Annotated in this window: 9 protein-coding genes; 7 read left to right on the top strand and 2 right to left on the bottom strand. The window is 41.3% G+C overall.

Annotated features, from left to right (window positions below; genetic code table 11):
* Positions 1-18 precede the first annotated feature (18 nt).
* From N475_RS20000 to N475_RS19990, 3 genes are read left to right on the top strand one after another with little or no spacing between them, the layout of a single operon-like run.
* The gene (locus N475_RS20000; protein ID WP_063357681.1) at positions 19-837 is read left to right on the top strand and encodes an MBL fold metallo-hydrolase; all 819 of its coding nucleotides are present in this window, start codon (positions 19-21) and stop codon (positions 835-837) included.
* Positions 834-3,059, top strand: a complete 2,226-nt coding sequence (locus N475_RS19995; protein WP_081232471.1) for a CHASE2 domain-containing protein — start codon at positions 834-836, stop codon at positions 3,057-3,059. Before N475_RS20000 ends, N475_RS19995 begins: the two co-directional genes overlap by 4 nt.
* 16 nt (positions 3,060-3,075) lie before the next feature.
* Complete coding sequence (locus tag N475_RS19990; RefSeq protein ID WP_063357682.1) at positions 3,076-4,728, top strand: HD domain-containing phosphohydrolase; 1,653 nt, start codon at positions 3,076-3,078, stop codon at positions 4,726-4,728.
* Positions 4,729-4,743: 15 nt separating this feature from the next.
* Here the strand turns inward: N475_RS19990 and N475_RS19985 are convergent, their stop codons facing one another.
* Both N475_RS19985 and N475_RS19980 read right to left on the bottom strand, forming a co-directional pair.
* On the bottom strand, positions 4,744-5,115 hold the full coding sequence (locus N475_RS19985) for a VOC family protein (protein WP_063357683.1): 372 nt from the start codon (positions 5,113-5,115) through the stop codon (positions 4,744-4,746).
* A gap of 60 nt (positions 5,116-5,175) precedes the next feature.
* Positions 5,176-5,772 carry an acyl carrier protein phosphodiesterase gene (locus N475_RS19980; protein WP_063365839.1) on the bottom strand — a complete coding sequence of 199 codons (597 nt, stop codon included), beginning with the start codon at positions 5,770-5,772 and terminating at the stop codon, positions 5,176-5,178.
* Between the two features lie 302 nt (positions 5,773-6,074).
* Between N475_RS19980 and N475_RS19975 the strand changes: the two genes are divergently transcribed.
* The 4 genes from N475_RS19975 (at position 6,075) to N475_RS19960 (ending at position 9,335) form a co-directional block, all read left to right on the top strand.
* Positions 6,075-6,824, top strand: coding sequence for an ABC transporter permease (locus tag N475_RS19975; RefSeq protein ID WP_063357685.1), 750 nt, complete (start codon positions 6,075-6,077; stop codon positions 6,822-6,824).
* Between the two features lie 2 nt (positions 6,825-6,826).
* Complete coding sequence (locus tag N475_RS19970) at positions 6,827-7,492, top strand: ATP-binding cassette domain-containing protein (protein WP_063357686.1); 666 nt, start codon at positions 6,827-6,829, stop codon at positions 7,490-7,492.
* Positions 7,493-7,495: 3 nt separating this feature from the next.
* A complete protein-coding gene (locus N475_RS19965) occupies positions 7,496-8,533 on the top strand; it encodes an MlaD family protein (protein WP_063357687.1) in 1,038 nt (345 codons plus the stop codon).
* A gap of 103 nt (positions 8,534-8,636) precedes the next feature.
* Positions 8,637-9,335 carry a hypothetical protein gene (locus N475_RS19960; protein WP_063357688.1) on the top strand — a complete coding sequence of 233 codons (699 nt, stop codon included), beginning with the start codon at positions 8,637-8,639 and terminating at the stop codon, positions 9,333-9,335.
* The last annotated feature ends 360 nt before the right edge of the window (positions 9,336-9,695 follow it).

Raw genomic sequence — 9,695 nt, 5'->3', positions numbered from 1 at the left:
CAGTGGGGTTTGAGTGCGATGAAGTTAAAATTTTACGGCGTGAGGGGGTCAATCCCCACGCCGGGGCCTGACACGGTAAAGTATGGAGGAAACACGGTATGTGTTTCCTTACAAAGCAATACAGGCTCTCATGTAATATTAGATTCGGGAACAGGCATTCGCCTTTTAGGAGATGAATTACTTAAGGACAAAAGACCAATCTATTTATTACTTAGCCACAACCACTGGGACCATATTCAGGGATTTCCGTTTTTTGTCCCTGCTTATATGCCTAAACGCGATATTACGATTGTTCCAGGAATTACGGAAGAGTTGGCTCCGGATGCAATCCTGCAGCAGATGCAAGGAAGTTATTTCCCCGTCCAGTTTAAAGACCTTCCGGCAGATATTAAGTTGCATGTCCAAAAACAGGATACTTGGCTTTATCAGGATATAAATATTGAACGAAAGGCGATGAACCATCCAGGCGGGGGGAGTGCATACCGATTCAGTGTGGATGGTATAACTATTGTTTACGCAATCGATAACGAGCTTTACCCTCCAAACGCGCCCGTCACCAGCTTTGATGAGTGGGTCTCGTTTGTTAATGAGGCGGATTATCTCATTCACGATGGGCAATTTATTCCAAGTGATTACCCTCTGAAGATGGGGTGGGGTCATTCGCAAATAAAAGATGCGTTAGCTCTCGCTGAACATGGAAAGGTTAAAAATCTTGTCATTATTAGTCACGATCCTGCTCGCACTGATAGTGACTTAGACAAGATAGATGAGAATATTCGAGACAGTAACTATCCATTCAACACAATTATAGCCTTTGAAGGCTTAGAAATAACATGACGTTAAAAAAGTGGTTTAAGCTTTACCGTTTGCAATGGGTTAGCGGTTCAGTGATAACACTTTTATTTATACTGCTTCATTTGTTGGCACTTTCACCTGCTTCACCCTATGGTCAAGTCATTAAGCGTTTTGAAGGCTTGGCTTATGATGTTCGATTGAAAGAGTCACTGGGATGGCAGCAACGTTCATTTTTACCGATCGTCATTGTTGATATTGATGAGCAAAGCCTGATTGATGTTGGACGTTTTCCATGGAGTCGTCATGTCATGGCTCGTCTGCAAACACAATTAGCTAATGCCGGTGTTGCGGTTGTTGCTTATGATGTTCTGTTCTCGGAACCTGAACTCAACCCTGCTATGCAAGTTGTGGATCATTTAGGAGGAAAAAAGGCTGAAGTCGTTGATACATTGCAGGCCCTTGCTCCTGATATTGATGCAGATATCGCTTTTTCAAAAACACTCAATGAGACAGATACGGTGCTGGGTATGCTGTTTGAGCATCAGGAAGACATTCTTGTCGGCAATTTACCTGCCCCTATTTTTGCGAGTGAAGTAAAACCACAAGAGCTACCAATTCCTGATTTTGCCGGGCATGTCGCAAACGTTAAAGTCCTGCAGCTCAATAGTCCAGGGACCGGGTTTATAAACAGCGCGCCTGATGGAGATGGGTTTGTCCGATATTCTATGTTAATGATCAAACATAATGAGCATGCTTATCCGGCTCTTGCGTTGGAGGCTGCGCGTCTGTATACGCTGGCTGATGAGGTAAAAATTATTGCGAAGCCGTTTGGCGATGGGCACAGCGTTCAAGGGATCAAACTTGGTACGACGTTAATTCCAACAGATGACTACGGCCGCGTTGCGATTCCTTTTAGGGGGCCTGCGTTTAGTTTTCCTTATGTTTCTGCGACAGAGGTCCTCAAAGGAGAGATAGATGCAGAGCTGTTCGATCAAGCAATTGTATTTGTCGGGACCTCAGCTGTTGGACATGCGGATCTAAGAACTACACCTGTGGGTGTTCAATATCCGGGGGTGGAAGTCCATGCGAATGTGCTGGAAGGGCTTGTCTTTCCAGAGTTACTTCCATCTAGGCCTGATTGGATAGATGGTGCCGTTGTTATGCTGTTGCTACTTTTGGGCATCATAACCTCTATTATTTTACCCACCTTGGGTGTATTCGGAATGACACTTGTGGCACTTATAATCACAGGTGGTTTTATATTTTTTAGCTTTTATGCATGGGTGGTATGGCGACTCGATTTTCCTCAAGTAGCTGTTTTGGGATTAACTATCACGCAAACTACCGTATTGGGTAGCCTCGGGTTTGTTAAAGAGCATAAAGAACGCGTGCAAATAAAGTCTATTTTTGATCAATACGTACCACCTGCGCACATTGCGTCAATGCTTGAACAACCCGATCAAGCTTCAATGGAAGGTGAAAAGCGTGTTATGACGGTCTTATTTGCCGATATTAGGGAATTTACAAGTATTTCAGAGTCTCTAGATGCGGGTCGGTTAAAAGCATATTTGAATCAGTATTTTTCGCCAATCACGCGAATCATCTTTGAGTACCAAGGCACGATAGATAAATATGTCGGTGATATGGTAATGGCGTTTTGGAATGCGCCGTTGTTAGTTGATGAGCACCCTGAGCTTGCTGTCAAATGCGCTATGCAAATGCAGGTTCAAGTCGATGAACTACAAGCGCAAATGAAAGAGCAAGGGTTTCCACCTTTTGCTATTGGTATTGGTCTTAATACTGGCGATATGAATGTTGGAGACATGGGCTCTGAATACCGTAGGGCGTACACGGTGTTGGGGGATGCTGTAAACCTTGGGTCACGTTTGGAAGGGTTAACAAAGTTTTATGGCGTAGGCATTTTGATTAGTGAAATGACCTTTGAACATTGCCATGATATCGTTTTTAGGCCAATTGATAAGGTCAAAGTAAAGGGTAAAAATGTGGCTGTGACCATTTATGAACCCATTGCATTGAAAAATGACATCACAAAAGCGCAAATGGAAGAGTTAGAAGCGCATAATTCCGCCTGGAAGTTGTATTTATCGCAATGTTGGCAGGAAGCTTTGCCAGCTTTTACTAAACTTATAGAGTTACAACCACAAAGAAAGGTCTACCACCTTTTTTGTGAAAGAGTGCGTGAGATGCAGGTAAATCCACCCGGTGAAAATTGGGACGGAAGTTACACGCACAAATCTAAGTAGAAAGGCATGATGGGTCATGGATTTGTCTATTAGTAAAACCGTCACAGAAGAAGTGCTTGTCGAAAGCAATATCGCACTCAAGCATTTACTCAAGTTGGCAACCGAGCTGTCTGCTGAGCACGACACAGACAGATTATTAGAGCACATATTAGAGTCTGCAATTTCTCTCAGTAATGCGGAAGGTGGCACGATATATTCAGTTTCTGAAAATGATCAGCTTAATTTTGCCACACTGATAAATGAACCGTTAGGGATGCATATGGGAGGGACTTCGGGAATAGAGATCCCTTTCCCATCGATACCTATTTATCTTGACAGTGGAAAACCCAATGAAAGTGCTTTGGTTGCGTTAGCCGCCGCCAAGAAAGAACTGATCCGTATCGATGATGTATACGACTGTAGTGCATATGACTTATCTGCTGCGCGTGCGATGGATAAGAAGACTGGTTATCACACTCAATCGGTCCTTACCGTGCCAATGGCAAACCATGAAAGTGACCTCAATGGAGTACTACAACTTATAAATCCAAGAAGCAATGGCAAAGTGGTTCCGTTTTCTAAAGCGTTGGTTGAGTTAATCTGTTCTATAACCTCACTGGCAGCTGTTGCTCTTACTAACCGCCAATTAATTGATGATATGGAAACATTGTTTCAAGCATTTACACGCTTGATAGCGAAAGCGATTGATGAAAAATCGCCTTATACGGGAGGGCATTGTAGGCGCGTTCCTGAGCTAACTATGATGATAGCTGAAGCTGTACACAATGCTGAGCAAGGTCCTATGGCTGATTTTAAGATGGATCAAGCAGATAGACACGAGCTCTCTTTGGCTGGTTGGTTGCATGACTGCGGTAAAATTGCCATTCCTGAGTATGTGATGGATAAGGCGACTAAGTTGCACTCTGTATACGATAAAATTGATTTGGTTGTTGCTAAGATAGAAATTGCGAAAAGAGATGTAGAGCTGAATTATGTGGCGGATATTGCAAGAGCAGAAGTGCTTGACCAACAAGAAAAAGTAAACCAGTTAAAGCAGGAATTAGACAGTAAATTGATAAAACTCGACGAAGAGAGTGCTTTTTTGCAAAAAGCCAATATTGGTGGCGAGTTTATGAGAGATGAAGATCAACAGAGGGTTCAAGCTTTGGCGGACACTTATTGTGTTGAGATAGCCTCCCAACGGCAGCCTTTGTTAAGTGACGAGGAAGTGTACAATTTAAGTATCGCTAGGGGGACATTAACGAAAGAAGAGCGGTTGGTAATTAATAAGCATATGGATATTACGTTAGAAATGCTAGAAGCACTGCCGTTTCCTAAACATTTACGTAGAGTCCCTGAATTTGCTGGTGGACATCACGAAAAAATGGATGGTACTGGTTATCCTAAGGGTCTCACGCGAGAGCAAATGTCAGTACCGGCGAGAATCATGGCAATCGCTGATATTTTCGAGGCTTTGACAGCAGCAGATAGGCCTTACAAAGATGCTAAGCCTCTCAGTGAGTGCCTATTTATCATGGGAAAAATGAAGCTTGGAGATCATATCGACCCTGATTTATTTGATGTCTTTGTAAGCTCTGGAGTTTATCTAGAGTACGCAAAACAATATCTAAAACCCGAACAAATTGATGAAGTAGATGTATCAAAAATTCCGGGTTTTGAAGCGAGCTAGCAGAGTTGTAGGGTGCTAGTTAACACGCCAAGGTGGATTTAGGCGATTGTCACCAGCCCAGTACAGCTTTATTTGGTTGCCAGATGGGTCTAACAGCACCGCTTCTTTCCATAAATAGCGCTCCATGGTGGGCATCTGTGAGAACGAAACCCCCTTATCTACCAAAGTGTTTACCCACTCATCTAATTGCTCATGTTCAAAATAGATGGTTGCTCCGTTAGAAAACTGCTCTGACTCCAATGACAGAGAAAATGTGCTGTTACCTTCAGGGCACTCGAATCGAGCATAGTGGGGCGTATCAACAATCAACGTAAAACCGAGTAATTGATAAAATTCAACGGCCTTTTTCATATCATTGACGGGGAGGGTGACTTGGTTCAAATTCATAACGTAGAGTTCCTTGTTGTTAATGTTATTAAGCGAGAGTGCAGTTATAAACAGTGTATATTAATTCGGTGCTCTGACTTCAAGAGCACTTCTTGAGACATGCTCTAAAAGCTCTGGGAAAAATATTAGGAATAATGTTTCAAGCTCGTCTAAGTTTGTTTCTATCTCTTCACCCACTCCTGCAAATTGATTTTCAAAACGTATACGCTTTGAAATATTATCTAAAGCTTGAGTTGTCCCTTGTAGAGATTGGTAATGTGCAAACCAGTCGTTAGTAATCACGTTGTTCATGACGGAGCGCATTTTTAAAGGCATTTGAGTTAAATTTTGTTGAAGTAGGTAGTAACTTCTATTTTTGAACGACTCGAACTTTTCTTGAGAAAATTTGTGCCAGTTGATAATGAGTAAATGATCATATAGAACATCTAGAGCAACGCCTGAGAAGCGTCTTCTTTTTGCGCTGAACAGTGATTTAGAATACCTGACTGCATCGTGCCCATCGGTAAATTTGTCTACTAAGATGTGATTAGCGAGCCCATTTCTAACGCTAAAGTTGAGTGAGTTCACATCTAGGCCCTTTTGAAAATCGCCAAGCAAATTCCCAAAGTATGAGTCGGCATTATTTTGTGCCAAATACAAATGCGCTAAGTAGTTCAAATAGGTACCTTACAGGATGTTTAGCTGTCAAAGCCATGTATAGTTAAAGGGTCATTATAATTTTATAAGGGCTATGGGCTAATTAATCAATGTAAACGAGTGACAATGAGGTACGCGGCCTTACAAAAATGAAGTCAATTATAAAAATGCTTTTATGTCAACAAACTGACGATACCATCATTGTGATTTTTTAGTCTCTGGTTGCTCAACTTTCCTGTTGTTCTGCTAATCTTAAAGAACCAATAACTTCACAGAAGATCTTTAATGTTAAGTCAACTGCACTCTGAATATGAGGTACAGTGATGATTGCATATGGATTTTTGCCTTTCTCAGCATACGTCATTTCAGACTTTATATTTTTTCACCGTAATCGCTCTATCAGCTTTGATGTTTTGGTAAGGCAAGTGCGGTTTACAGGGGTTGAAGCGCTCGGGTTGGTCGTGCTCATTGCAATGCTTATTGGTGCATTAATTATCGTCCAAGGCTATCCACTTTTGGCCGCAATAGGGCAGGGAAATTGGATTTACGATATTTTGATCTCAACCATTGTTCGAGACCTTGGTCCATTCATTGTCTGCTTTATCGTACTTGCGAGATCTGGCACTGCTATCACTACTGAGCTAGGTAATATGGTGGTCAGTAAAGAAATAGATGCGTTGATATCTATGGGGGTATCGCCCATATCTTATTTAGTAGCGCCAAGAGTATTAGGGATGGTCATCTCTCTAGTTTTGCTTATGAGCTACTTCGTGGCATGTGGTATTTTTGGTGGCTACCTAGTGAGTAACGCTTTTCAATCTATTCCCGTTAGCACGTTCTTTGCGCGGTTAATCGGTGAGCTACACTGGCTTGATATAGTAATTATGCTGGTAAAAGTCGCGTTATCAGGTCTGTTTATCAGTCTTATTTCGAGCTACCACGGGCTTACTGTAAATAGAGCCATTACTGAAGTGCCACAGAGGAATATAAAAGCGGTTGGTAGAGGGTTAATCTCGCTTTGTTTGATTCATGTCGGCCTGACTTTACTTTATATTGTTTTGGTGGGTAATTAGCTATGAACATCGAATTCAAAGGAATTACTCATGCAGTTAAAAATAGAGAAGTATTTTGTGATTTGAATGCACAAGTGTCCAGTGGCCAGTGTTTGGTTATTTCAGGTCGTTCTGGGTGTGGGAAAACACTCTTTTTTAGTATTGCCAGCGACATTATTAGGCCGGATAAAGGTCAAATGCTAATAGATAGCGTTGCAGTAAATGACATGAATGCACAAAAGTACTCTGAGTTTAGGCGCAATCTTGGCGTTGTATTTCAGTTGTCTGGCCTAATTTCTAATTTAACGTTAGAAGAGAACTTGATGCTACCTCTTAATCGTCATTACAAAGATGTTAGTAAGCCTGAGAAGCAAGAACGTATAAGATCTATTGCTCGAGAGTTTGCACTAGAACACTACCTCGCTCAAAGAACCGAGCAGCTGTCTTCTGGTCAAGCTTCGCTGGCAGGTCTTGCTCGCGCTCTGCTATTGAAACCAAAAGCTGTAGTTTGGGATGCTCCCATGGCTGAAATTGACGAACAGTGGAGCCAATATGTCTTGGACCTTTTACTTTGCTTAAAGCAGCAGGGGACCACGCTTATTTTGTGTTCAAATCGCAAGGAAGTTATAGAAAAACTTGCTGACACGCAATTGGAGCTTAACAGTAAAGTTTGTTTTTCGGAGCATTAGTCGATGCAGCATAGCCCCAAAAAAACCAACAACATTGTGCTGGCTTTTGGAACTGCTGGTATTGTCCTATTAGTCGTATTTACTGCGATGATTCTGGTAAACAACCATACCTTTTCAGACAAAACATATTTTAAGACGGTATTAAATGACGCAAGCGGGCTTAGCTCTTTGCCTGCGGTATATTTCAAAGGGTTAAAGATAGGGCGAATTGATGGCTTTAGATTGAATCACCAAACAAATTACATAGAAGTTGACTTATGGGTTTTTAGTGAATATCAATCTAAAGTCGTCGAATATTCGGTGCTAGCTGGTGAGCAGCACCCTATATTTGACGATGTAACGACATTTGAATTAATTTTACCCGATGTTAAAGTCGTACAGAACTATCAACCATTAGCGCCGAACAGTTTGATACCCCATATTAACAGTGAGTTGGGAAAGCGTTATAGTGCCGAAGGCTTTATTCAGCAACCTGGTGATGATATTGAATCTATTCTTTCCAGTATCAACCAACTTCTACAAAACTTTCAAAAAGAAGATAATCCAGAAGCTGGTGCTATCTTCAAAGTACTAGATCGGGTTGCAAAAATAAGCGACAACTTGATGACCGTCAGCGAGAAAGTTAAAGAAAGTGATTTGTTGCCTGATGCAGAGCGAACATTGCTTCAAAGCCAAGAGTTGTTAGAGCAAATGCCGAAGGTGATTAGCCAGCTTAATCAAACGTTATTAACAACCGAACGATTAATGAACCAAGCTGAATCGACACTCGATAATTATAATGAACCCGTTGCAATTATTGGCGAGGTTACTGACAGACAATTGCCGATCGTCCTCAATAACCTCAATGAAAGTCTAACTGTGATGCAGCTAATGCTGAAAGAAGTCCACAGTGAGCGAGAGCAATTTGCAATAGCCATTCATAGTATGCAGCAGGTATTGGATAAAATGGACAAAACGCTGCAAGCTTTAAATAATCACCCAATACTTAAAGATGGGATAGAGAAGCCGCCACAAAGTACGGGGGTTGAAATGCATGATTAGAGGGCTTGGATACTTATCGGTTTTATTTCTCTATTGCTTATTGGTAGGGTGCTCGAGTGCTCCAGAGAAAAACTACAGTGTAACTAGGTATAAGGGCCTGTCAATGACCTGGATGGCAAGAGGCGATCGTAAGCGACAAGAGCAAAAGCATGATCAAGCGCTGTTAAATTATCAAACAGCCTATAAGTATGCCAATCTGCGCAACGATATTTGGTTAATGGGCATGTCACTACTTAAGCAAGCCTCTGTGCACATAGATAAAGGAGATTTTGCAACGGCGAAAGAATATTTACAGCGAGTAAAAACTATTCAAAGATTTGAAGGTGTTGACCTGTCGCACTCAACTAAAGCGATTCAGGCAAAAAGCGAGTATATAAAAGGGAATCAAATTGGAGCCATAGAGCTTGTTAACGACTTGATTACAGTTTTTAAAGAGAACCAAGAAAAGTCCATATACTATCGCTGGCTGAAAATGAAGTATGCACAAGAGCAAGTAGATTTTTCTACCTTAGACGCAGATCTACAGCAACTAATAGCACTAAAATCAAGTGCAAAGCTAGAGAATATAGAAGTAATGTCTTTTGTACTGTATCAAAATGCGCAATGGCGCGCTGAGAGGCTAGATAAAAGTGCGGAAGATGCGATTAAAAGCGCTATTGCACACTTCTCTCAGCTGGAGCTTACCAATCGTATCAGAGACTGTTATATCCTGCTTGCTAAATACTATAAGGCAAAGGGAGATAGCCAAAGTACAGCCTACTTTGAAGGGCGAGCAGACTCCCTCAAGTTTACTAACAATTAAAAGTTCTATTTTTTCAGCCCTATTTAGTTACGGGATTTCACCTGAATATATACTGATGATTTATCATGTGTTTAGCGTGTAATTAAGGGGGATAAAAGCCATTGTTGTCACTAGTGGTGTAATTTATGCAATTTTCTGATATCGTGATTGGATTGATTAGTACTCAAAATAGAGACTGGTTAAGCCTGTTTGAGCGCCATTGTAGAATAGCTTGTGACTATTGGGTTTGTTACTCCATTCATAGCGTAAACTCTGAGTTTGCAGCTACAATTACGTACTGAAATTAATTAGATAAGTGTTTTGGAAAAAAATGAAATTATATAAGTTTATGCTTTCACTTGGCCTTGTTTCCTAAATAAT

The sequence above is a fragment of the Pseudoalteromonas luteoviolacea DSM 6061 genome (assembly GCF_001625655.1).
GTDB classification, from domain to species: Bacteria; Pseudomonadota; Gammaproteobacteria; order Enterobacterales; family Alteromonadaceae; genus Pseudoalteromonas; species Pseudoalteromonas luteoviolacea.
The sequence above is the reverse complement of the archived record's forward strand: the minus strand, read 5'-3'. Positions and strand labels throughout refer to the sequence as shown.